19 protein-coding genes are annotated in these 23,772 nt (G+C 42.0%); 9 read left to right on the forward strand and 10 right to left on the reverse strand.

All coding sequences use genetic code 11. The features are described 5' to 3' along the window. Positions 1-104: 104 nt before the first annotated feature. Both HLH14_RS05855 and HLH14_RS05860 read right to left on the reverse strand, forming a co-directional pair. The gene (locus tag HLH14_RS05855) at positions 105-521 is read right to left on the reverse strand and encodes an ATP-binding protein (protein WP_171532776.1); all 417 of its coding nucleotides are present in this window, start codon (positions 519-521) and stop codon (positions 105-107) included. 57 nt (positions 522-578) lie between these two features. Further along, positions 579-3,470: a valine--tRNA ligase gene (locus tag HLH14_RS05860; protein ID WP_067723965.1), complete on the reverse strand. Its 2,892-nt coding sequence runs from the start codon at positions 3,468-3,470 to the stop codon at positions 579-581. A gap of 183 nt (positions 3,471-3,653) precedes the next feature. Here HLH14_RS05860 and HLH14_RS05865 point away from each other — a divergent pair, with 183 nt between their 5' ends. Together HLH14_RS05865 and HLH14_RS05870 are read left to right on the forward strand one after the other, a co-directional pair. After that, the gene (locus HLH14_RS05865; protein ID WP_067723966.1) at positions 3,654-4,319 is read left to right on the forward strand and encodes a hypothetical protein; all 666 of its coding nucleotides are present in this window, start codon (positions 3,654-3,656) and stop codon (positions 4,317-4,319) included. A gap of 61 nt (positions 4,320-4,380) precedes the next feature. Then, positions 4,381-5,187, forward strand: coding sequence for an SDR family oxidoreductase (locus HLH14_RS05870; protein WP_067723967.1), 807 nt, complete (start codon positions 4,381-4,383; stop codon positions 5,185-5,187). Positions 5,188-5,547: 360 nt separating this feature from the next. Here the strand turns inward: HLH14_RS05870 and HLH14_RS05875 are convergent, their stop codons facing one another. The 8 genes from HLH14_RS05875 to sdsA form a co-directional block, all read right to left on the reverse strand. Beyond that, positions 5,548-6,012 carry a YbjQ family protein gene (locus HLH14_RS05875; protein WP_067723968.1) on the reverse strand — a complete coding sequence of 155 codons (465 nt, stop codon included), beginning with the start codon at positions 6,010-6,012 and terminating at the stop codon, positions 5,548-5,550. Between the two features lie 3 nt (positions 6,013-6,015). Next, entirely contained in the window at positions 6,016-6,372 is a 357-nt protein-coding gene (locus tag HLH14_RS05880) for a YbjQ family protein (protein ID WP_067723969.1), read from the reverse strand. A gap of 104 nt (positions 6,373-6,476) precedes the next feature. After that, positions 6,477-7,934, reverse strand: a complete 1,458-nt coding sequence (gene adeK / locus HLH14_RS05885; protein WP_067723970.1) for a multidrug efflux RND transporter AdeIJK outer membrane channel subunit AdeK — start codon at positions 7,932-7,934, stop codon at positions 6,477-6,479. Then, positions 7,934-11,116 (reverse strand): efflux RND transporter permease subunit, encoded by a 3,183-nt coding sequence (locus HLH14_RS05890; protein ID WP_067723971.1) that lies wholly within the window; start codon positions 11,114-11,116, stop codon positions 7,934-7,936. Before HLH14_RS05890 ends, adeK begins: the two co-directional genes overlap by 1 nt. Positions 11,117-11,128: 12 nt before the next feature. After that, positions 11,129-12,397: an efflux RND transporter periplasmic adaptor subunit gene (locus HLH14_RS05895; protein WP_067723972.1), complete on the reverse strand. Its 1,269-nt coding sequence runs from the start codon at positions 12,395-12,397 to the stop codon at positions 11,129-11,131. A 32-nt stretch (positions 12,398-12,429) separates the two neighbouring features. Beyond that, positions 12,430-13,035: a phosphatase PAP2 family protein gene (locus HLH14_RS05900; protein ID WP_067723973.1), complete on the reverse strand. Its 606-nt coding sequence runs from the start codon at positions 13,033-13,035 to the stop codon at positions 12,430-12,432. Positions 13,036-13,186: 151 nt separating this feature from the next. Continuing rightward, on the reverse strand, positions 13,187-15,241 hold the full coding sequence (locus tag HLH14_RS05905) for a site-specific recombinase (RefSeq protein WP_067723974.1): 2,055 nt from the start codon (positions 15,239-15,241) through the stop codon (positions 13,187-13,189). Positions 15,242-15,273: 32 nt separating this feature from the next. Continuing rightward, entirely contained in the window at positions 15,274-16,251 is a 978-nt protein-coding gene (gene sdsA / locus HLH14_RS05910) for an All-trans-nonaprenyl-diphosphate synthase (RefSeq protein ID WP_067723975.1), read from the reverse strand. 431 nt (positions 16,252-16,682) lie between these two features. Between sdsA and rplU the strand changes: the two genes are divergently transcribed. The 7 genes from rplU to cysG all read left to right on the forward strand — a co-directional run bounded on the left by rplU (position 16,683) and on the right by cysG (position 23,752). Then, positions 16,683-16,994, forward strand: coding sequence for a 50S ribosomal protein L21 (gene rplU, locus HLH14_RS05915; RefSeq protein WP_067723976.1), 312 nt, complete (start codon positions 16,683-16,685; stop codon positions 16,992-16,994). An 18-nt stretch (positions 16,995-17,012) separates the two neighbouring features. Next, complete coding sequence (gene rpmA, locus HLH14_RS05920; RefSeq protein WP_067723977.1) at positions 17,013-17,267, forward strand: 50S ribosomal protein L27; 255 nt, start codon at positions 17,013-17,015, stop codon at positions 17,265-17,267. 215 nt (positions 17,268-17,482) lie between these two features. After that, positions 17,483-18,181, forward strand: a complete 699-nt coding sequence (gene lolA, locus HLH14_RS05925) for an outer membrane lipoprotein chaperone LolA (protein ID WP_067723978.1) — start codon at positions 17,483-17,485, stop codon at positions 18,179-18,181. Between the two features lie 501 nt (positions 18,182-18,682). Continuing rightward, positions 18,683-19,975, forward strand: a complete 1,293-nt coding sequence (locus HLH14_RS05930) for a carotenoid oxygenase family protein (protein ID WP_265733069.1) — start codon at positions 18,683-18,685, stop codon at positions 19,973-19,975. A gap of 130 nt (positions 19,976-20,105) precedes the next feature. Next, positions 20,106-20,894: a DUF3298 domain-containing protein gene (locus tag HLH14_RS05935; RefSeq protein WP_171532777.1), complete on the forward strand. Its 789-nt coding sequence runs from the start codon at positions 20,106-20,108 to the stop codon at positions 20,892-20,894. Between the two features lie 119 nt (positions 20,895-21,013). Beyond that, positions 21,014-22,285: a serine--tRNA ligase gene (gene serS / locus HLH14_RS05940; RefSeq protein ID WP_067723981.1), complete on the forward strand. Its 1,272-nt coding sequence runs from the start codon at positions 21,014-21,016 to the stop codon at positions 22,283-22,285. 90 nt (positions 22,286-22,375) lie between these two features. After that, positions 22,376-23,752 (forward strand): siroheme synthase CysG, encoded by a 1,377-nt coding sequence (gene cysG, locus HLH14_RS05945; protein ID WP_067723982.1) that lies wholly within the window; start codon positions 22,376-22,378, stop codon positions 23,750-23,752. The last annotated feature ends 20 nt before the right edge of the window (positions 23,753-23,772 follow it).

The following is a 23,772-nucleotide window of genomic DNA, read 5'->3' on the forward strand; positions in this document are numbered from 1 at the left end:
CGAGGTACGCCAACCAAGCGTTTGAATTCAGAATCTGAAAAACGATTTAATTTCTGATATCTCATGAAATTTATATTGAGGTGGTTTTTACTTTCGCAAGAGGTCTATTTATCAAATATTTTAGGATCTAGTATACTTGAATCCTGATTAATTCTGGTATTGTGGTATTTATTTATATCTATTTCTTCATCTTCCCTGAATCTTTCATTCTGATACTTGATCCAACTGCTATGATTTTCAAAAGCTGTGCAAGTATATTTTTCTATATTTAAATAATCTTCTTTAGCTAGTTCCCATATATAAGGGTACTTGTGATACTGTGTATTAGAAATCGCTAAAATTTTTTGAAAGTCAGGATTTCTTAATGTATGTATTATAATACTTCTGAGTAATCTACTTTTTCCTGATCCATTTTTTCCTATCAAAAAAGTTGATGTATTATTATTTTTCGAATTTAAATGTGAAGAGTCAATAAACTCTAGAATTCTTCTATTTTGTTCTAACCTTTTTAAAACTGACATAAAAAATCCCCTCTAATTAGAAGGGATTTTAATTTAAATATTAAATATTTGAAAGAATTAAAGCGCTGCAATCTGATCCATATTCGCTTGAATTTTCACTAACTGATCTGCAAACTCAGCAAGTTTAACTTTCTCGCCTTCAACTACCGCAGCAGGTGCTTTAGCCACAAAACCTTCATTAGCAAGTTTTCCTGCAATTTGGTCATGCTGTTTTTGAACCTTGTCTAAGTCTTTTTGTAGACGACCCAATTCCGCTTTAGGGTCAATTAAACCCTTCATTGGAACAAATACAGACGCATGACCCACAACAGATGAAGACGACAATGGTGGTTGTTCGCCATCAGCCAAGTAAGTGATGCTTTCCACTTTCGCCAATGCTTTAAACAACGGCTCGATACGTGAAATTTGCGCCACTTCAGCATCAGTGATGTTTTGCATCAACACTGGAAGTAAACGAGCATTACCTAAGCCCATTTCACCACGAATGTTACGCACCGCACCAATCAAACCTTGTAGCCAATGCATATCTGCTTCAGCTTGGTCGTTAATTAACGCTTGATCCGCAACAGGGTAAGCCGCAGTCATAATGGTTTCGCCGCCCAAACCAATCATTGGGGCAAGGGTTTGCCAAATTTCTTCAGTCAAGTACGGCATAATTGGATGTGCAAGACGTAAAGATGCTTCCATTACCGCAAGAAGTACACGACGAACTTCCGCTTTACGCTCTTCAGAGACATTTTCATCATTCAGAACAGGCTTGGTCAGCTCGACATACCAGTCACAGTATTCATTCCAGATGAATTCGTAAATCGCTTGCGCAGCCAGGTCTAAACGATAGGTTGCAAAGGCTTGTTGAACTGCAAGTTCCGCTTTTTGCAAACGGCTCACGATCCATTGTTCAGGTAATTCCCAAAGATCAGGACGTGCAGTTTGACCCACAGTTTGACCTTCAACGTTCATCAGAACGAAACGTGTACCGTTCCAGATTTTGTTACAGAAGTTACGGTAGCCTTCAACACGTTTCATGTCGAATTTGATGTCACGACCGGTATTGGCAAGCGCACAGAAAGTGAAACGAACCGCATCTGTACCGTAAGATTGAATGCCTTCCGGGAATTCTTTACGCGTTGATTTTTCAATCTTCGCCGCTTGTTTCGGGTTCATCAAACCAGTGGTACGTTTTTGTACTAAAGTTTCTAAATCTACACCGTCAATCAAGTCTAAAGGATCAAGCACGTTACCTTTAGATTTAGACATTTTCTGACCTTCGCCATCACGTACCAAACCATGTACATACACAGTTTTGAACGGAACTTGTGGCGTGCCGTCTTCATTTTTCATGAAGTGCATGGTCATCATGATCATGCGGGCAACCCAGAAGAAGATGATGTCAAAACCAGTCACCAACACATCAGTTGGATGGAAGGTATTGAGGAAATAGTTTTCCGCATCTTTCTTGGCATCGCCAGTCCAGCCTAAAGTTGAGAATGTCCAAAGACCAGACGAGAACCAGGTATCCAAAACATCTTCATCTTGTTTCAGTTCAACATCAGCGGAAATGCCATTTTCTTCACGAACTTCAGCTTCAGAACGACCCACGTAAATGTTGCCATCTACATCGTACCAAGCCGGAATACGGTGACCCCACCACAATTGACGTGAGATACACCAGTCTTGAATATTGTTCATCCAAGCCATGTACATATTGCTGTATTGTTCTGGAACGAATTTGATGTCGCCATCTTTAACCGCTTTAATGGCAGGCTCAGCAAGCGGAGCAATTTTTACGTACCATTGATCTGTCAATAACGGCTCAACGATTACGCCTGAACGGTCACCGCGAGGTGCTTTCAAGTCATAAGGCTGGATTTGATCTAGCCAGCCTTCAGCTTCAGCTTGTTCTACCAGTTTTTTACGTGCAGCAAAACGTTCTAAACCAATATAGTCCGCAGGTGCAGGAATGGTTTTGGAAATCTGTTCGCCCGCTTTGGCAATATATTCAAACTCAGCCAACACTTCAGCATTTTTGTTGAAGATATTAATAATCGGCAAGTTGCAACGTTTACCCACTTCATAGTCATTGAAGTCATGCGCAGGCGTGATTTTTACACAGCCTGTACCGAAGTCTTTTTCGACATATTCGTCAGCAACAACAGGAACCAAACGACCTGAAATTGGCAGAACGATGTTTTTACCGACAAGGTGTGCGTAACGTTCATCTTCAGGGTGAACCGCAACAGCAGAGTCACCAAGCAAAGTTTCAGGACGCGTTGTCGCTACAACAAGGAAGTTGTTGCCATCTTTGGTGCGAAGGCCTTTATCTTCAAAGAAATATTTAAAATGCCAAAGTGAACCTTTTTCTTCTACTGATTCAACTTCAAGGTCAGACAGGGCAGTTTGTAATTTTGGATCCCAGTTGACCAGGCGTTTACCGCGGTAAATCAGACCTTCTTTATGTAGACGTACGAATACTTCTTTTACGGCGTTTGAAAGACCGTCATCCATAGTGAACCGTTCACGTGACCAGTCTACAGAAGAACCGAGGCGACGGATTTGACGGGTAATGTTACCGCCAGACTGTTCTTTCCATTCCCACACTTTTTCAATGAACTTTTCACGACCCAAGTCATGACGGCTGATATCTTGGGCTGCCAATTGACGTTCAACCACCATTTGGGTTGCGATACCCGCATGGTCAGTCCCCGGTTGCCATAAGGTGTTTTTACCCGACATACGGTTGTAACGGGTCAAGGCATCCATAATGGCATTGTTAAAACCATGACCCATGTGCAAGTTACCAGTGACGTTTGGTGGCGGAATCATGATACAGAATGAATCGCCTTTTCCAGACGGCTTAAAGTAGCCGTTCTCTTCCCAAGTCTTGTACCATTTTTTCTCGATCTCGGTAGGATCGTATGTCGTAGCAATATTTTGCGCAGAATCAGTCATAGTCAGAACAGATCAAAAGTGAATAAAAATTAGGACTATTGTAGCAAAAAAATTACGGAATTAGGCAGCTTCACCAAATGCAAACTTTATGCAATTGGCATACACTGCATAAGATATTATGATAAGAGTTGAATAAAAACAGCGCGAATGGTCGCAGAATAATTCTAAAAGGACATTATCGATATGAGCTATTTCATTTCTTTAAAATTAACCCGAGAAACCCATCAGCGGTTTCAGCAGATTCATCAGCAATTGAATCAGGGTGAAACTCAAAGTTTAGCCAAACCTTTAGGTGAGGTTCTGGCTGATATTTCCTGTGAAATTGTCGATCAGGTGTTTGGTGAAATTGCGCGGTTATCGACTTCGGCTGATCGAGAATCTGAAAAAATGGTCCAACAAATTTTAGAGACCGTACGTAAATATATGCCCTGGTCGGTTTCATTCTTTGGCAATGATCGCTTGATTCCGATGGTGAATTATCTCAAAGATAGGGCCTATGAGAAAAACGGTCAAAATTATATTTCTTATAGTGTCGATCATGTCTTGGTGGTGGAATTGCTGGAATGTGTAGAGCAAATGAAAGAGGGAAATACGCATTATGTTTCGCCAGGCTTAAAAGCATTTACCCAGTTGGTCGATCAAGGGGTGACGAGTCTGGTTCGTGAACCTAAAAACATGTTGAAATTCAATTTAGTGGTGGATAAAACCTTAAATGGCGTGATTCATTTGACCACCCAGATGGGCTATAAGCGTTTAGAAAAACTGGGTACACAGTATGATTCGCAACTGACCCATCGTTATTTTGATCATTTTTTGATGTTTTTGAATCATGAGCAAAAAAATCAATAAAGTATCAACGTATTAAAGTATCAACGCATTATTAATCGTAAGTGTAAACAGGAACAGCAACATGGCGAAGCAGGACAGTTTGAACAATAAAGTGGTATGGATTACCGGTGCATCTTCAGGTTTGGGTAAGGCGCTCGCACAAGAGTGTGCCTTGCAAGAGGCACAGATTGTACTCACTGCTCGTCGTATGGATGAACTGGAAAATGTTCGTCAAAGTTTAGTTAATCCAGATCAGCATATTTGTATCAGTGCCGATATTACTGATGAAAATCAAGTTCGCCATGCTTATGAACAAGTATTGAATCAAAAAGGGCGTATTGATTGGCTGATCAATAATGCTGGACTCAGTCAGCGTGCCTTAATTGCAGATACCACCATGCAAACTGAACGCGCGATTATGGAAGTGGATTACTTCTCACAAGTATTTCTAACAAAAACAGTATTACCAACTTTTTTAAAACAAAAAACAGGTCGAATTGTATTTGTTTCCAGTGTTGCAGGTTTATTGGGTACGCAATATCGCGCATCCTATTCGGCAGCGAAAGCAGCGATTCACATGTGGGCAAACAGTTTACGTGCAGAAGTAGCTGACGAAGGGGTCGGTGTTTCTGTCATTTTCCCGGGTTTTGTTAAAACCAATGTTTCATTTAATGCGTTAAATGGCGAAGGTAAACCACAGGGCCATCAAGATGAAGCAATTGAAAATGGTTTACAACCTGATGAATTCGCTAAAACTGTAGTCAAGTCTCTGTTGAATGATGAAGAATATATTGTGGTTGGTGGTCGTAAAGAAAAATTGGGGGTATGGGTGTCGCGTTTATCTCCAAGCACACTGTATAAAATGATTCGCAAGATGAAGGTGAAATGATATCCCTTAGCATGAGTTTCCCTCTTTATTAAAGAGGGGTTAGGGGAGATTATTTCATTAATCCCTCCCTTGCGCACTCAGAATATATTTTGAGGACGCTCATCTTTTAGAAGGAGAGGGAATATTGCGTATTGAATGGAAGTTGAACTCACAAAGAATATTTCCTCTCCCTGAACGAGCTTTAAGCATTGCTTTAAAGTGAAGTACAAAAGAGGGTTAGGGTATACTTTTAGTAAGATTGAATCCCTCCCTTGCGCACTCGAAATATATTTCGAGAATGCTCACCTTTAATAAAGGGAGGAGCAGTGCTTCTTGAAAGTAAATTAAATTCATGCAAGTCCTCCTTTGCAAAAGGAGGATTTAGGAGGATTCAAACTTTCTCCAATTTACTTGATTTTTAATCGCCGTTCCATAAGCAAACACTTCCACCATCCCGCCTTGCATGCCCAGTTCAGTGGTACTTAAGCGCAAGCCCATAATATGGGTCGCGCCCATTTTTTCAGCTTCCAGTTTTAAACGCACAATGGCTTCGCGTCGCGCACGTTCAACTACACTTTCATAACTGGTTAAACGCCCACCAAAAAAATTCTCAATATTGGCAATCACATATTTAAAATAATCATGTGAAATCACCACATTGCTACTCACCAATTGCCCGTTATGAGCAGAGGTCTTAAAGCGGCTATTATCCAGCGTGATATAAGCTAAGCGATGTTCTTGTTCATCCAGTTCATTTAAATGCTTTTTTTCAGTATGGCGACCAAAGCCCCAGCCAATCGCAAATAAAATCACAAAGATGACAATTTTTAATATCAAGGCATCCATGGCTTAGCCTTGAGTCGGGAAGGGATCAGGCAATTTTTGTGCATTTGCTTCAACCACCACCGCAGTTCCATAAACAAACAGTTCAGAAGCACCCTGCGCAATATTTGAGGTTGAAAAACGAATACCCACCACAGCGTTTGCACCTATTGATTTAGCTTTTTCAATCATACGGTTCATGGCTTCCTGACGTGATTCTTCAAGCAATTCGGTATAGGCTGTCAGTTCACCACCGACTATATTTTTTAAGCCGGCAAGCAGGTCGCGTCCAACATGTTTGCTACGCACCGTGCTGCCATACACCACATCAATCTGACGGATAATGGTATGTCCCGGAACAGATTCTAGATTACTTAAAAGCATTTTTTGGTATTCAAATAAAAGAGGTTGTACTGAAGATAGGAAATCGAGCCTTAAAAAGCAATAAAAAAGCCTGCATAGAGCAGGCTTTTTAACAACGCTAAAAATTATTCAGCGCTGTTTGCAGCTTTACGTTCAGCAGTAGACGCTGGCTGTTGAACCGCATCACCAGTGTTGGCTTTAATACCGCCACCGAGTGTTTTATAAACTTCAACCTGGTTATTCATGTTGGCTTGTTCAAGCAACAATAAACCTTGCTCAGCAGCATAAGACGCACGTTGCGCATCCAATACCGTCAAGTAACTGTCAATACCGGCACGGAAGCGGGCATTAGAAAGTCGGTAGGTGGTATTGGTTGCATCAACTAAACGGCGCTGTGCCGCTAAACGGTCACCAATATTTTGACGTACTGCCAAGGCATCATTCACTTCGCGGAAAGCGGACTGAATCGATTTTTCATAGTCAGATAACGCAATTTGCTGATCTGTTTCTGAAATCTTGATGTTGGCTTTGCGTGTACCCCAATCGAAGATTGGAAGATCAATACTTGGACCAATTGACCAGACAAATCCGCCTGATTTAAACAGGTCACTTAAGCTGGTTGAAGCATAGCCTGCATTACCGGTCAAACTAATAGTCGGGAACAAGCGTGCTTTAGCCGCAGCAATATTTGCACCCGCTGCAGAAAGTTTGTATTCAGCAGCACGTACATCAGGACGGTTATTCAGCAAGTCACTTGGTAAACCAGCACTAAAGGCATTGCTTTTGCTAATACGGGTTACGCGTTGAGTCGGCAATAAATTAGCAGGAACCGCTTGACCTACAAGCAGGTTAAGCAGGTTCTGTGCTTGAGCAATTTGAGTCTTGTAATTGGCAACATCGTTACGCGCCGTTTCTACAGAAATCTGTGCCTGACGGACAGGAAGTTCACTGTCGATACCGACATCAAAACGTTTTTTGTTGAGGTTATAAGACTCAAGTTGAGCTTTTAATGTTTGATCTGCAAGTTTTAAATTTGCATTGGCAAACGAGTAGTTCAACCATGCTTGAGCAACCTGACCAACCAACGCAATTTGAGTGGCATTACGCGCACTTGACGTTGCTAAATAAGTATCTAAAGCATTGTCTTTCAAGCTACGAACACGACCCCAAAAGTCCAACTCATAGGCAGTCACGCCTAGACCCACATTGTAGCTGGTCATGGTGCCGGTATTGAGCGTGTCCTGACGAAGCACACTACCACTGGCACCAATGGTTGGAAGCTGGTTGTTCTGCGTGATTTGATACTGTTGCTGCGCACGTTGAATATTCAATGTCGAAGTACGCAAATCTCGGTTATTGGCTAATGCCAAATCAAGCACTTGTAATAAGCGTTGATCGGCAAAAAAGTCTTTATAACCTTGCTCAGCAATTGAAGGACCAGAAGCAGGGGTTAAATAACCCTGTTCTGGAATATTCGCTTGAGCTACGGGCTCTGGGCCACGCATGCTTTGACAAGCTGTCAAAGCAAGCGCAAGTGCAGATACCGCAATGCTACGACCTGAAATAGACCATACCTTTTGCATCACGATGCTTGCTCCTGATTATTTGGTTTTTTAGGTTTAAATTTAAAGATACTTCGAATCCAGACATAGAACACAGGAATAAAGAAGATACCCAATAAAGTCGAACTGATTACGCCACCCAGTACACCATAACCGACTGAGTGTTGGCTACCTGCGCCCGCACCCGAAGAAAGGGCAAGCGGAAGTACACCAAAACCGAAGGCTAAAGTGGTCATAATGATTGGACGTAAACGCATTTTTGCTGCATGAAGGGTCGCTTCAAGTAAAGGCTCGCCTTTATCTTCTTGCAGTTCCTTGGCGAATTCTACAATCAGGATCGCATTTTTTGCAGCCAAACCAATGACGGCAATAATTGCCACCTGGAAGTAAATGTTATTCGATAGGTTTGGATCTTTGAGTAGCACCATGCCAAGGAATGTTAAACCCACTGCACCGACAATACCCAGTGGAATCACCAACATGACTGAAAATGGAATTGACCAGCTCTCGTACAATGCAGCAAGACACAGGAATACAATCAGCATTGAAAGTGCATACAGGCCAAGCGTTTGCGAGCCAGATTCACGTTCTTCTAAAGATAAACCTGTCCACTCGTAGTCAAAGCCCTGCATACCCATTTCAGGCAATTTGGCGATAATTTCTTCCATTGCAAGCATCGCATCACCCGAGCTGACACCCGGAGCAGGCGTACCTTGAATGTTGACCGATGCAATACCGTTGTAACGTTCAAGACGTGGCGAACCATAAGTCCATTCACCTGTGGCAAATGCAGAGAATGGAACCATTTGACCAGAGTTGCTGCGTACATACCACTTGTTGAGATCTTCCGGCATCATACGTGCATCAGGAACGGCCTGTACATAAACCTTCTTAATACGACCACGGTCGATAAAGTCATTAATGTATGAACCACCCCAAGCAATACTCATGGTGCTGTTGATTTCGGAAATGCTGACGCCCATCGCGCTGGCTTTTTCGTTATCTACATAGATTTTGTACTGTGGCGTATCTTCCTGACCATTCGGACGGACACCAGCCAGACGTTTGTCCTGAGCGGCCATCCCCAAAATCATGTTACGTGCGGCCAGCATTTTTTCATGACCATTACCGGCAGCATCTTTCAACATTAAGTTAAAGCCTGCAGATACGCCCAGTTCAGGCATTGCAGGAAGCTGTAACGGCATCACATAAGAGGCATCTTTGGCAATCACGTTAAGCGCCATACCGCGTTGGATAATGGCACCCACAGCAGATTCTTTGCTGGTCCGTTCTTCCCAGTCTTTCAGCTTAATAAAGGCAAGACCGGCATTTTGACCGACACCGGTGAAGGAGAAGCCGGCGACACTAAAGACAGAGTCGACATTGGCTTTTTCACCTTCCATAAAGAAGCCGGTCATTTGATCAATGACTTTCTCGGTACGATCAAGGGTGGCATTTGGTGGAAGCTGAACCAGCGTCATGACCACACCTTGGTCTTCATCCGGTAAGAACGAACTTGGCAGGCTTTTGAACAAGAACAATAGACCGACAATCACTACCGCATAAATTGCACCGGCAATGATTTTGTGAATCAGCAGTTTTCCAACCCAGTTTTGGTAGCCTTGGGCCATACGGTCGAAACGACTATTAAACCCACGGAAGAAACGGGCAAAGAAACCATTGCTCTGATCTTTGTCTTTATCATGCTGCTTTAATAAGGTTGCACATAGTGCAGGGGTGAATGTTAATGCCACAATTAGTGACAGAATCATTGCCGTAACCAGGGTAATCGAGAACTGACGGTAAATGACCCCGGTGGTTCCGCTAAAGAACGCCATTGGGACGAATACAGCAGACAATACTGTGGTAATACCAATCAATGCACCAGAGATCTGACCCATCGACTTTTCAGTCGCTTCGACAGGATCCAGGTGTTCTTCCACCATAATACGTTCAACGTTTTCGACTACTACAATCGCATCATCCACCAGTAGACCAATGGCAAGAACCATGGCAAACATCGTGAGCGTGTTAATCGAGAAGCCGAATAAGTTAATAATCGCGAAGGTTCCCAATACCACCACAGGCACGGCCATGGTCGGAATAATGGTTGCGCGCCAGTTCTGCAAGAACAGGAACATCACCAGGAACACAAGGATGATTGCCTCAATTAAAGTGTGAACCACACTTTCAATTGAAAGTTTAATAAACGGTGTTGTATCAAATGCCAGCTGGTCTTTTAGTCCTGTCGGATAGTTCTTGCGCAGTTGAACCAAGCGTTCTTCTACAGCAGTCGCCGTGTCTAATGCATTGGCGCCTGTTGAGAGTTTAATCGCTACGCCACCCGCAGGCTTGCCATTGAATTTAGAAGTGAACTGATAGTTGTCCGAGCCTAATTCAACTTTGGCAACATCCCCAATAGTGACTTTTGCACCAGAACCGAGACTTTTCAAGAAAATGTTTTGGAACTGTTCAGGGGTTTGTAAAAGACTTTGTGCATTTACAGTAGCATTCAGCACTTGACCTGCAACAGCTGGCGCACCGCCCAATTGACCCACAGCAACTTGCGCGTTTTGAGTACGTAAGGCAGCAACGACATCACTTGGGGTAAGCTGATAACTGCTGAGTTTTGCAGGATCTAACCAGATACGCATGGCATATGAACCACCAAATACCTGTACTTCACCCACACCCGCGACACGGCTGAGCGGTTCAGAAATATTTGAGTTCACATAGTCTTTAATGTCGGCATCGGTCAATTCACCATTTGGCGAATAGAATGCAAGTACTTGCAGGAAGCTCGCACCTGATTTAGTGACTTTTAAACCCTGACGTTGTACATCTTCAGGGAGTAGCGCAGTTGCTGACTGTAATTTGTTTTGTACTTGAACTTGGGCAATATCAGGATCAATGCCTTGTTCAAAGTTTAATGAAATAGAGGCTGAACCATTACCCGCACTATTTGACGAGATATAACGCAAGCCGTCTAGACCATTCATTTGCTGCTCAATGATCTGGGTCACTGTATTTTCTACAGTTTCAGCAGATGCACCTGGATAAGTCGCAGAAATGCTAACCGTCGGTGGAGCAATGGTCGGATATTGTGCAATGGGCATTTTGCTGATGGTTAAAATACCCGCCAGCATAATCACCAATGCAATCACCCATGCAAAGATCGGGCGATGAATAAAAAATTGAGCCATTTAGTCTACCCCTTATGTATTTGAAGTAGCTTTTTGTTCAGTTTTTGGTTGTGCTTGCTGAGCAGGTTGAGCTGCTTTATTTACTTCTGCTGCAGGTTGACCCGCACCTTGAGGCGCAGCAGCTTGAGGTTGGTAAGGTTTAGCAACCACAGTTGCACCTTCTTTGACCTTGGCAACACCCTCAACAATCACTTTCTCACCAGTTTGTAAACCTTTGGTCACAATCCAGTCTTTACCTTGAACACCAGCAGTTTCAACAGGGCGTGTTTCAACAGCACCTTTGGCATTCACGATCATTGCAATCGCTTGACCAGTCGGAGTACGGGTAATCGCTGCTTGAGGAATCAAGATGGCATTTGGAATAACACCTTGTACAATTTTAGCAGTGGCATACATACCCGGAAGCAATAAATGATTCGGGTTCGGGAACACGGCACGTAAAGTTACGGTACCGGTTTCCGGATTTACACTTGCATCAGAAAATGCAAGACGACCTTCAACAGGGTAGTCGCTACCATCTTCAAGCTTAAGTTTGACTTTGGTATTGTTACTGCTGTCTAAACTACCTTGGCTCAATTGCTGACGTAAACGCAATAATTCAGCACTAGACTGGTTAATGTCGATATAGATTGGGTCTAAACGCTGAACAGTCACTAAAGGATCTGCTTGGCTTGCAGTCACTAAAGCACCAACAGTTACAGTTGAACGGTTGGTTTGACCTGAAATAGGCGAACGAACAGTTGAATAACCGAGGTTGATTTCTGCATTTTTAAGTTCAGCTTGTGTTGCAGCCACATCAGCTTCAGCCAATTTTACCTGTGCAGCAATATCATCATATTCTTGTTTTGAAATAGCATTGCTGCCGACAAGTTGACGATAACGTCCTTCTTTCACGCGTAATACGTTCAAGTTAGCTTGTTGACGATTCAGTGCAGCACGTGCGCTATCGACGCCAGCACGATTGGTGCGTGAGTCAATTTCATACAACGCCTGACCTTCACGAACATAACTGCCTTCGGTAAATAGACGTTTGAGAATCACACCACTGGTTTGTGGACGGACTTCAGAAATTTCAAATGCCGTGGTACGACCTGAAAGTTCTACCGATTGCTCTACGCTTTGTGGTTGAGCAACAATAACACCGACTTCAGTCGGTGGCATTTTTTGGGCTGCTGCAGCTTGCTGCGCATCCTTTGGATCTTTGCTACAACCAACAAGTGCAATACTTGTTGCTAATGCGCAAGCGGTAAGGGCGGGTGCCCATAGCTTTGCAGACATCATTGTTCCACCTCGATTAGATTCTTATCTAAAAATTAATTTGTTTTCACTCTACTGAATTTGGCGTACAGCATATAAAGTAGTGTGATCCAAATAAAACTTATGCTCCAACCTGCCAAGACATCAGAGGGGAAATGTACCCCAAGGTAAATCCTTGAAATTCCCATGACAAACAACCATATAAAAGCACACAGGCAAATGAGCTGGTGCTTTGGATGTTTGAGACTTAGATAAATTGCAAGACAACCCAGAGTGGCTGCATAAACACTATGCGCACTGGGAAATGAAGCACCATAGCTTTGAACCAGGTGATACATTTCGGGTGGGCGAGGTCTTGAAATTATATATTTGAGCAGCCAAACCGTGGCAATGCTTCCTATAAGCCCTAAACTTGTAAAAATAATATTTGTGTATTTTTTATACCATATTTGGTGTAAATACCAAATTGCGGTTAAAAATAGTACAAATGGCATGCCGCCTATAGCAGAAAGTGTGATAGAAATCGTATTCAAATGCGCTGTACGATGCTGGCTCATCCATTCAACCATTGCTAAATCGAACTGCTGAAGTGATGGGGTAAAAAGCATTAATACACTGAAAATAAATAAGAAAAATCCTACACCAAGCAATAGGTACGGCATGTAAGGAACCTTTGTTATCTTAGTCGATTGGAGCATGACTAATGAATGGTTAAAGTGTACTCATCAGTACACTTTATTTCAAGTGTGTGTAAATTATGCTGATTTCTTTTTTACCGATTTTTTAACATGAAGTAAAACAAAAATTAACCAATTACTTATAAGCGGATTTTTGTGATGGCAATGATTCATCCACTTCTAATGGAATTTTCGGTGGCCAAAAAAAGTCACTCGGACGGGTTAAGAAATGGGTAAGCACCAGTTTGGCTAATGGCTTCCATTGCTCAAAACGAACCCGGCGGGCGCGTAATGCCACAATAATGGTCAGACTAAAACTCACAAATAAGTTGGTCAAACCAATCAACAACACCCCTAAAAACGATACAAAAATCAAGCCAACTTCAGGCGTACCGTTAATATTGATCAAGCCTTGAATAAAGTTGGCTGAAGCAAATGCAATGTGTCGAATATCAAGTGGAAGACCCAAAATAAAACCAATAGTTCCCATGCTTCCAAGCATAATCCCGAATAAGAAGTTCCCTGCTAACGCCCCTAAATTCCGTTCAATATATGCAGCAAAACTATTTAAGCGTTGTTGACCTAATAACCGCTTTAAACGGGCATGAGCCTGTAAGCGCGGACCAACTTTGCGATACACCGCCATATTGTCAAAATAACCAGCAATCAAGCCAGAGAAAAACAGACAAACACCGGCAATGGCAGCATGGGGAATAGCCAGTGAGGTAAATGGATTCAATGAATGTAAGGTTGTGGTCGCCTTGGCATGAGACAGTAATGGTTCATCCATTCCGTATTGCCAGAGCAGGGTAATCACTGCAGCAGTAGGAATAGCAATGGAGATATTGCCGAGAATGGCAATGAATTGGGTTCTGATAATATTAATAATCAGTGCTGCAAGTTCAGCAATTTGTGCAGTTTTAGAACCTTTTTGATGCTGTACCGTGGCTGCAAGTGCGGCTGCCGTCATGGCCGGTTGTTTGGTCGCGACAGTAAAATGGAGCACGTGAATCAACATGAAGCCGAGTGAATAGTTCATGCTAAACATAAACGCCTGCATCAAGGGAGCCATGACCAGACGTGCAGCCAGAATCTTGAAGGTCGCCATGGTAGCAATAATGACGCCAGCCCCAGCCGCCGCCTTGTACATCGACCAAAAACCTTTTTTGTCGGTACTTACATAATGCTCACCGGTTTTACTGGCATTTTCGGTAACTTGTAAGGCAATTAATTCACTGTTATTTGCAAGTAAAGAACGAACACTCCGTTCACTATAAATGGCGGAAGTAATATCGACCAGTAAAGCACTGAGTGATTCATAACGAACTTTATCTTCCTCAACAATTAAGTTGATTAACAGTTCGATCCGGTCCAGACATTGTTCCAGAAGGGATAATAAATACGTCAGACTGATACTCACGCCAATGCGTTTGATGGCACGACGGATTTTTAAAACCACATCATGACATTGCTCAATCATCACCAAGGCTTGTGAGGCATCCGGTGGGGCAATGACTGCCACAGGATCGGTATTTTGATGCAGCTTTTTATAATGCTGAATGAATTCGATAATTTCACGATTCTGCACCAGAAAAGGCGATTCGTATTCAGTTAAGTCGGGTTGTGCATTAATAAATTCTGGATACAGTCCAATACCACTAATCCGGTAAGACAGAACCGTGATGGCTTTGATCAGCTCATTGTTAATTTTAAGCTTTTCAGCTTGATTGCCGTGACCTTGATTGAGTAAGGCAAATAACTTTTGCCAATCCTCATTAGAAATGCTGTCCAGCCAGTATTTATCGCTACGTTGATAAAAGACACGGCGGACTAAATCTTGCAGTTGGCTTTCATCATTAATCAGGGGTAAAAAATGAGCGCCTACGCGTTGTGCGAGCTGATTCCAAAAACCATCGAGAGATAAAATGCCGGTATCGGCATACAAACTGGTCTGTTTGTATTGGCTAATCAGCTTTAAGACAAAATTTTGTAAGGTAGAAACTGCATCAGGGGTAATCAGCAGCGCTTGTATGAGTGCACGAAATTTGCAGTTAATTTCTTCAGTATTGGTTGAGTCGCTTGGTCGAATCCGGTTAACCAGTTCAATTAACAGTGAGTCATCAAGAGCAGCCTGATGAGATTCAAGCTGCTCCTGCATTTTTAAAAATAGATCATTAAAATTTATATGCATAGGCGAGGGTTAAGTCTATTTTTCAACATCCATCATTGAATTCGGTTTAAGGCAAGTTGGGTCAGGTTAATCAGTGCTTGGCGATATTCGCTATGAGGAAGCGCATCTAAAGCCTGAAGCGCAGATTCAGTTTCTTCAGTGGCACGTTGGCGACAGTAATCTAGCGCGCCACAATTTTGCACAATGTCAATGACACGTTCTAATTGGGCTGTACCACCGGTTGCAATACTGCGGCGAACAATTTCATGTTCTTCATCGGTGGTTTTTTGCAGTGCAGAGATTAATGGCAAAGTGGGTTTCCCTTCCATTAAATCATCACCAATATTTTTACCTAATGTTTCAGCATCTGAAGTGTAGTCTAAAATATCGTCAATAATCTGGAACGCATTGCCAAAGTGACCGGCAAAGATTCGCAGTGGTTCACGGTATTGCGGTGTACCCGATAAAATGGCAGCACCTTCAGTTGCAAGTTCAAATAAACGCGAAGTTTTACCGTGAATAATATCGAGGTAAGTCTGTTCTGAGGTTTCAGGCTGATGCTGCGCTTGCAGTTGTAGCACTTCGCCTTCAGCAATTTCACAGGTTCCTGTCGAGAAATCTTTGAGTAAGGTCATATCGTTTAAATCGACCAATAAATCAAAAGCACGCGAAATCAGAAAGTCACCGACTAAAACCGCAGTCTGGTTATTCCAGGTGGCATTCGCCGTTGGACGACCACGACGCAAGCCTGATTCATCGACTACATCATCATGTACAAGAGTCGCAGTATGCAACATTTCAATAATGGCAGCCAATTTACGCTGACGTTCTATATCTGTCGCGCCACAGGCTTTTGCCGCCAATAAACACATAATCGGGCGCATACGTTTACCGCCTGCTTCAACTACGTGTTTACTCACTGCCATGACTAAGGCAACTTTCGAAGTAATCCCTTCATTAATAAAAGTGTCCATCTCAGCAAAGTCTGAAGCAACAGGAGCGAGAATGTCTTGCTTAAAGTCGATGGCCATATGAAGAGAAACCTCTAAAAATTGAATTGCTTATTATATAGTGTAACAACTATATCTCATGTTATAGCTAAGATCTTAATATAGTTGCTTAAAACCTGACTAAGCAAATGGTTTTAAATGAGTGTTAATTCTAGCAACTCACCATATATGTGACTGATCTGCCATTTCGTAGTCTATAGTAGCGAATTGATTTTAAAAATCTATTTCATTTTATAAAATGTAAGATTCCGATGTAAAAAGTAATTAATTTTTTAGATTTTGATCGTTTATAAAATAAACATTCGATCAGCGCAAAAAAACGCTAAAATGGCTTGTCGTTTGATTTATTATCACTTAATATGTTTGCCCTTGTATATACCCCAGTGGCGCTCGTATTAAGATCGGTATATTCCTTTATCGGCACGACGACACGGGCATGTTTGGAGTACATTATGTACGCAGTAATCCAAAGCGGTGGTAAACAGCACCGTGTTATTGAGGGTGAAACCCTTAAAGTAGAATTGTTGAAAGCTGAAACTGGTACAACTATTACGTTTGATGACGTATTAATGCTTGTAAACGGCGAAAGCATTCAAATTGGTGCTCCAGTTGTTGCTGGTGCTACAGTAACTGCTGAAGTAGTTAGCCACGGTCGTCACGACAAAATCCGTATTGTTAAAATGCGTCGTCGTAAACATTACCGTAAACAACAAGGTCACCGTCAATGGTTTACCGAGTTGAAAATTACTGCTATTTCAGGCTAATTACGAGGATTATGAAACATGGCTACTAAAAAAGCTGGTGGATCGACACGTAACGGTCGTGACTCGAACCCTAAAATGTTAGGTGTTAAAATGTACGGTGGTCAATCTGTGACTGCTGGTAACATTATCGTTCGTCAACGTGGTACAGAATTCCACGCTGGTACAAACGTAGGTATGGGCCGTGACCATACTTTATTTGCTACCGCTGACGGCGTGATCAAATTCGAAGTGAAAGGCCAATTCGGTCGTCGCTACGTATCTGTTGAAGCGTAAGCTTAAATAGAAAAAAACCCACATTTGATGTGGGTTTTTTTATGCCTGTAAATTAGTCAAAAACAATTTGGGTTCTTCATCATGATGTAGAAAAATCTACATTGAGCATTAATAACAATACAAAACTTCTTATTTTCTCAATTATTAGCAATAAAAATTGGTTTAAGATGGGGACATTGAAGAAATTGCGATACAGCAAATAAAAAGGTGATGAGATGAAAATGCTTCGTAAAACCCTATGTGCTATGACATTAGGTGCAGCAACGCTTGCACCGGTAGTAAGTACTACTGTTTTTGCTGCGCCTGTTGCAGCATCGGAGCAACAAGCAACGAACAATTTGGTAAAACAGTTAAGTAATATGCGTAGTTTGTCAGCAAATTTTGAACAAACTACAAAAGCAACAGCAGGAAATAAAGCGCCACAGAAAAAAGGCTTAACGGGACAACACATGAATCAAACCTTTAAAGGTGTGATGAAAGTTGCCCGTCCTGGTAAGTTTTTCTGGGAAACCACGAGTCCGTCAAAACAAACCATTGTGACTTCAGGTAAAACTGTCTGGATTTATGACCCTGACTTACAACAGGCAGTCCGTCAAAGTTTGGATGATCAGGTAGCCAATACGCCAGCTTTGTTATTGTCGGGCAATACCAGTCAGATTATGAAGTCATATCGTGTGACGCAACCAGATAAAGGCAAGACTTATTACACCTTGCTTCCTAAAGACCGTGATGGTGCATTCCAAAGTTTAACTATTAGTTTTGGTGTCAATAAAGCGCCAAGTTTGATGATTTTGGAAGATTCACTCGGTCAAACCACTTATGTTCGATTTAATAACGTGAAATTGAATCCTTCAATTCCAGCATCAACCTTTAATTTTGCACCGCCTAAAGGCACCGATATTATTGATCAATAATCAATTGATTTATATTGTTTAATTAATTCTTTAATGGTTATTTAAAAGCAGTCATTCATGACTGCTTTTTTTAGTTTATATTTTGCTAAAAATATAGCGATGCTTTGAGAGGCAAAGTACCACTATGCAAAAATAGCGCTAAGCTGCAGAATAAGTGTTACAACTCATAATACATAAAGATAAGAATTCAGTGATCAGAAGTGAGTGGCAAAATAACCAAGATCCATGCCCCCTAAGACATAGAAAAAGTAACAAAGACTAAAGCAACAAAGAAAAAAGCTCAGGAGAATTAAAAAAGTGGAAAATAACAATATAGTGACTCCATCCGTGGATTATCCGCGGTTCACAAAATTAAAATCAAAATTTAATACTTATCGTCAAAGAGCTATGGGGCTAGGGGTAAGTTGGCTACAAAGAAGATCAAAAAAATCAGCTAAAAACTCATCTAAAGCTAAGGCAAAAAATCCGTATCTCGATGGGATATTTGGTCCCGTAGATGAGGTGGAAAAGCGCGAATTTAAGGTCATGGGGGAAATTCCACGGCAATTGACGGGACTATTGTTGAGAATAGGCCCAAATCCGATTCATGTTGAAAATCCAGATTGCTATCACTGGTTTACAGGTGAGGGAATGTTACATGCTTTAAAAATAGAACAGGGTCAAGCAGTGTGGTTTAAAAGTCATTATATCGAAACGGATTCTGTGCAAAAACAAAAGAATAAAGCTGTTAAAGCAGGGTTTCGCCGTGGTCCCGGTGATGTGGTGAATACCAATGCTTTTTATCATGCCAATAAAATTTGGGCGAGTGTGGAAGCGGGAACTTTGCCGGTACGTTTAGACTTAAATCTGAATACGGAAGAACACCGTTTTTTTAATACAGATGCCGACCTGCCTTTTACCGCACATCCACATAAAGACAATAAAACAGGGCACTTACATGCTGTTTGCTATGATGCGCTGGATATCAAACACGCCTATTATGAAGTGATTGATGAGCAGGGGCTTTTACTGCATTGGGCTAAAATTCCTGTGCAACATGGTCCTATGATTCATGACTGTGCCATTACCGAGCAGGAGGTTTTAATTTTTGATTTACCGGTGACGTTTTCTTTCAAGCAACTCATCAAAGGCAATCCATTACCTTATGAATGGAATGAAAAGCATGTGGCACGAATTGGGATTTTACCTAAATATGGTCATGCCGATGAAGTACGGTGGATTCCTATAAACCCTTGTTTTATTTTTCATGCCGCAAATGCTTATCGAAATGATCAACAGCACATTATTCTAGATGTAGTGGTGCATCGCTACATGTTTAAAAAATCCCATCAAGGTCCATTTGAGCAGCAAAAAACTCAATTGGAACGCTGGGTGATTGATTCGAAACAAAATACTGTTGATCGACAGGTGATAGATTCGCAGGCGCAAGAATTCCCAAGAATCGATGAGCGATATACTGGTGAGCAGCATCGTTATATCTATAGCGTCAGTTTCGATCCTGTAATCATGACCAAAGCCAATCATTTGATTTGTCACGATCTGCAAACTCGTGAAAAAATCACATATGAATTTGGTGATCAATGGGTGACGGGAGAAGTCGTCTTTATCCCTGAGTCATTGGATGCAGCTGAGGGAGAGGGTTACTTGTTATGCTATGTGCATCAAATCCATAAAGAATCCTCTAAAGTGCTGATTTTAAAAGCTCATGGTTTAAACATTCAGCCTCAGGCAGAAATTGTACTTGGCGTACATGTGCCATTGGGCTTTCACGGCAATTGGGTGGATTTATCTTAAAATTATGAGATTTCTTATTTATAGCTATCAGGCTATATATTTTTAAAGATACATATTTTAAATTTCATTCATTTACCGAGCTTTGTATAGTGCAGGGGCATTATAAAAGGTATTAGGTTGTAAAAATAAAATGGAAATACGCAAGAATAAACAATGGCTCTGGGCACTTCCTGTTTCTTTCGCGGCACTTGTCATGGCGGGTTGTCAGGAGCGGACTGTACCGAAAAGCGAACAGGCGAGTACCACAAAGCCGGAAAAGTCTGAATCCATTGCATTAATTCAAGCCAAAGTTGTTCCGGTCAAATTGACCAAGCCAGAAGCTTGCGATGCAGATGGCTGTATGCAATATGACATTCAGACCGTAAAGACCAATGTTAAATGGATTGATGATTATTTTATTGATCGAATTAAAAAAGCAGATCCGATTGCTTTTTCAACCGCACCCAATCAAAAAATCAATACTGCTGAAGGTGCTGATCCTAACTTAAGTCAAAGTTCGACCTATGTGCGCTTTGTGAATCAGCAATATGATCGGGCAACTTTTGCCATCCAAACCTACACCTATTCATCGGGTGCAGCACATGGCATGCATCACCAGGAATTTGTGAATTTTGATTTGAAAACCAAAAAACGCTTGGCACTACAAGATATTCTGGTGAAGGGTGCAGAACAGCAGGTATTAGATACCTTGTATGACTCAAATAGCATGTGGCTGGATCAACATAGTATTGAGCGAACCAAGTTGCAGTTGAGTGATAATTTCTACTATGGTGCCAATGGCATTGTGTTTGTTTATCCCTTATATGAACTGGCTTCTTATGCAGAAGGGATGACCGAACTGACATTGCCGTATGTTGCGCTCACCAAACTGGTTAAAGCGGAATATCTGCCAAGTTTACCAAAGTATCCAAGCCCATAATTTCAGGTTAATTCGGTTAAATTTGCTCTAATAAGGCACAGCTGTAGGCTCGGTCACTGTCTTTTTTAGCGTTTAGCGCTTACACTATAGCCAGTTTTTTTCTTTACAAAAGATTGGCTATGATCGACCCGAAATTAATCAGAAATAATATTGAGGCTGTAAATTTAGCCTTAGCAAAACGTGGTGTACAGCTTAATGTAGAAGAGTGGGCTTCACTTGAAGCTCGCCGTAAAGAGCTTCAATCAAAAACTGAAGCTTTACAAGCAGAGCGTAATTCGGGTGCTAAACAAGTTGGCCAAATTAAAAAATCTGGTGGCGATGCATCTGAAATCATGACGCGTATGGCTGCGATTGGTGATGAAATTAAAGCAGCGGAAGTTACGCTTGCTGAATTGCAAAATGAAATTGAAACCAAATCTCTCACTATTCCAAACATGCCGCACGAATCTGTACCTGAGGGTAAAGATGAAGATGATAATGTTGAAATTTTAAAATGGGGCACACCGCGTCAATTTGATTTTGAAATCAAAGATCATACTGACTTGGGTGAATGGATGGGCGGTTTAGAATTTGAAACTGCGACCAAATTAACTGGTACGCGTTTCAGCGTATTAAAAGGTCCATTGGCGCGTTTACAACGTGCGCTTACCCAATTCATGCTGGATACCCATACCCTAAAAAATGGTTATACAGAAGCCTATGTACCGTATTTGGTCAATGCTGATTCTTTACGTGGTACAGGTCAATTGCCTAAATTTGAAGAAGACTTGTTCAAGCTTCAAGGCGAAAAAGAACTTTATTTAATTCCGACTGCGGAAGTGCCAGTCACCAATTTCGTGCGTGATGAAATTGTGGATCCTGACCGTTTACCACTCAAATATGCAGCACATACGCCATGTTTCCGTAGTGAAGCCGGTTCATATGGTCGTGATACCCGTGGTTTAATCCGTCAACACCAATTCGACAAAGTTGAAATGGTGCAAATTGTAAAACCTGAAGATTCTATGCAGGCTCTAGAAGAGCTTACTGGTCATGCGGAAGGTATTTTGCAGGCATTGGGTCTTCCATATCGTAAAATCATCCTTTGTGGTGGTGATATGGGCTTTGGTGCAATCAAAACTTATGATTTGGAAGTTTGGGTGCCGAGCCAAAATACCTATCGTGAAATTTCAAGCTGTTCATGCATGGGTGACTTTCAGGCGCGCCGTATGAAAGCGCGTTACCGTGTCGACCAAAAGAAAACAGAATTTGTCCATACCTTAAATGGTTCTGGTTTGGCGGTCGGTCGTACTTTGCTTGCAGTGATGGAAAATTACCAACGTGCAGACGGTTCTATTGAAGTTCCAGAAGTGCTTCGTCCATACATGGGTGGTGCAGAATTTATTGATTAATCTTCGGATTGCTCAATAAATCGTTAAAGGGCACAGTTTTGTGCATGAAAATTGCTTAAGACAGTCAGATTTAAAATACTGAGGTAATTCGTGGATATCTTTCCAATCTCTTTAAAGTTGCAACAGCAACCTTGTCTGATTGTCGGTGGTGGGCGTATTGCATACCGTAAGGCAGTCCTTTTGGCAAAAGCAGGCGCAGTCATTCACGTGATTGCACCTGAAATTGAAAGTAATTTACTTGAAATTGTTGAAACTAGCCAAGGGCAATATGTCCAAGCACCTTTTAGTCCAGATATTCCATTACGCAATTACCGTTTGGTGATTGCCGCAACCAATGATAAAACAACCAATGTTCAAGTTTTTGAAGCCTGCGAAGCTGAAAAAATATTGGTGAATAGTGTGGATGATCCACCGCATTGTCGTTTTATGGTTCCAGCAATTATTGACCGTTCACCCTTGGTGGTTTCAATTGCTACTAATGGCACATCACCGGTTTTATCACGTCAAATCCGAACTCAGCTTGAGGCATCTATTCCCCATGGAATGGGTAAGCTGGCTGAATTTTCTGGAAAATGGCGTGCTGCAGTAAAAGCTAAAATTGAGAATCCTGATGAGCGCCGTATTTTTTGGGAAGACTTGTATGCCAGTCCACTCAAAGAACAGGTGTTTAATGACAATATTACTGAAGCGGATCGTTTGATTGAACAAGCCCTAATTGAGTGGAAAGCGCCTAAAGGCGAAGTCTATTTGGTGGGTGCGGGACCAGGTGATCCTGAGCTCTTGACCTTAAAAGCTTTACGTTTGATGCAACAAGCCGATGTGGTTATTTATGACCGTTTGGTATCTCCACCGATTTTGGATTTGTGCCGCCGTGATGCAGAAAAAATCTATGTCGGCAAAGCACGGTCTAATCATAGTGTTCCACAAGACGGTATTAATGCCTTATTGGTGGAATACGCAGCGCAAGGTAAGCGTGTCTGCCGTTTAAAAGGCGGTGATCCGTTTATCTTTGGTCGTGGTGGTGAAGAGATTCAAGAGCTGTTTGCTGCAGGTGTGGCGTTTCAGGTGGTGCCAGGGATTACGGCGGCTTCTGGCTGTTCAGCTTATGCCGGTATTCCTTTAACGCATCGTGACTATGCGCAGAGTGTCCGCTTCCTGACAGGACATTTGAAAGAAGGTTCACCTGAGTTGCCTTGGCATGAACTGGTCTATGAAAACCAAACCTTGGTGTTGTATATGGGGTTGGTGGGATTAGAAAAAATCTGCGCCCAACTTATTGCCCATGGTCAACGACCTAATATGCCTGTAGCGCTTATTTCTAAAGGGACGACACCAGACCAGAAAGTGGTAGTAGGAACGTTGGCAGATATCGCCTCTAAAGTGACAGAACATCAAATTCAAGCGCCAACACTGACCATTATTGGTGAAGTGGTAAAGTTGCGCGAACAATTGCAGTGGCAAGCTTAATCAAGCTTGCCATTTTATTT

It is taken from the genome of Acinetobacter terrae, from assembly GCF_013004375.1.
In the GTDB taxonomy this organism is placed as follows: domain Bacteria; phylum Pseudomonadota; class Gammaproteobacteria; order Pseudomonadales; family Moraxellaceae; genus Acinetobacter; species Acinetobacter terrae.